Annotated in this window: 1 protein-coding gene; it reads left to right on the top strand. The window is 67.7% G+C overall.

Features of this window, described 5'->3' with window-relative positions; genetic code table 11:
• Window positions 1-1,504: autotransporter-associated beta strand repeat-containing protein (locus FJW07_RS31555; RefSeq protein WP_181182791.1), on the top strand; the 1,504-nt coding region annotated here is incomplete at both ends.

The raw sequence follows: 1,504 nt of genomic DNA, 5'->3' as shown, positions 1-1,504 counted from the left end.
AACCAGTCGGGTGCTACCGGCCCGACATCGGTCGCGAGCGGCGCGACCCTCGGCGGCACCGGCACGATCGGCGGCAGCGTCACCGTCGCCGACGGCGGCACGCTCGCCCCCGGCGGCGCCGGCAATGCTCCAGGCACGCTGACCATCAACGGCAACCTCGCGTTGGGCAACTCCGACCTCAACGTCAATTTCGGCCAGGCAAATGTGCCTGGCGGCCCGCTGAACGATCTCATCAACGTCGGTGGCAACCTGACGCTGGACGGCACGCTGAACGTGACCCAGAGCCCGGGAGGAAACCTGGGTCCGGGCGTGTATCGCATCATCAGCTACAACGGCTCCCTTGCCGATAACGGTCTCGACGTCACGGATCCCAACTATTTCGTGCAGACCTCGGTGGCCAACCAGGTCAACCTGGTCAATTCGGCGGGGCTGACGCTCAGCTACTGGGACGGCAACGCCGGCCCCCACTCCAATGGCGCGGTGAATGGCGGCAACGGTACCTGGCGCGCCGCAGGCGACCAGAACTGGACGGACATCACCGGAACGTTCGCTGCTCCCTTCGCCAATGCCAGCTTCGCGATTTTCCAGGGGGCCGCCGGCACGGTGACGGTGGACGGCACGAACGGCCCGGTGCAGGCCGCCGGCATGCAGTTCGCGGCGGACGGCTACCTGGTCCAGGGCGCGGACATCGGCCTGGTCGGCCCGCAATCGATCATCCGCGTCGGCGATGGCACGGCGGCGAGCGCGGCCTATGTCGCGACGATCGCCTCCAACCTGACGGGCGCCACCCAGTTGGTGAAGACCGATCTCGGCACGCTGGTGCTGTCAGGCACCAACACTTATGCCGGCGGCACGGCGATCAATGGCGGCACGGTCCAGATCGCGTCGGACAACAATCTCGGCAACGCCTCCGGCGGTCTTTCGCTCGATGGCGGCACGCTGCACACGACGGCCGATATCACTTCTGCCCGCGCCGTGACGCTCAATGCCGGCGGCGGCACCTTCGACACCGACGGCGCGACCAGCTTGGCGCTCACCAACACGGTGAGCGGCGCCGGAACTTTGACCAAGGAAGGTGGCGGCACGCTGGTGCTCAGCGGCGCCAACAGCTACCAAGGCGGCACCGTCATCGATGGCGGCACGGTCCAGATTACCGCCGATGCCAATCTCGGCGATGTGGCCGGCGACGTCACCTTCGATGGCGGCACGCTCTACCAGCAGGGCGCGGCCAGCATCGTAACCGGACGCGACGCTACGCTTCAGGCGGGCGGCGGAACGTTCCAGGTCGACAGCACCGTGCAGTGGGAAGGCGGGGTCGACGGCGCGGGCGCGCTCACCAAGACCGGCGCCGGCGCGCTGATCCTCGGCGCGGACAATAGCTATGCCGGCGGCACGACCATTGCGAGCGGCATCCTGATGCTGGGCACCGGCGGCACGACCGGGTCAATCCTCGGCGATGTGGTCGACAACGGCACGCTCAGCTTCAACCGCTCCAACCTCTATA

The sequence above is a fragment of the Mesorhizobium sp. B3-1-9 genome (genome assembly GCF_006439595.1).
Lineage (GTDB): Bacteria > Pseudomonadota > Alphaproteobacteria > Rhizobiales > Rhizobiaceae > Mesorhizobium.
Note: the sequence above shows the minus strand (reverse complement) of the source record. Positions and strands in the feature narration are given on the sequence as shown.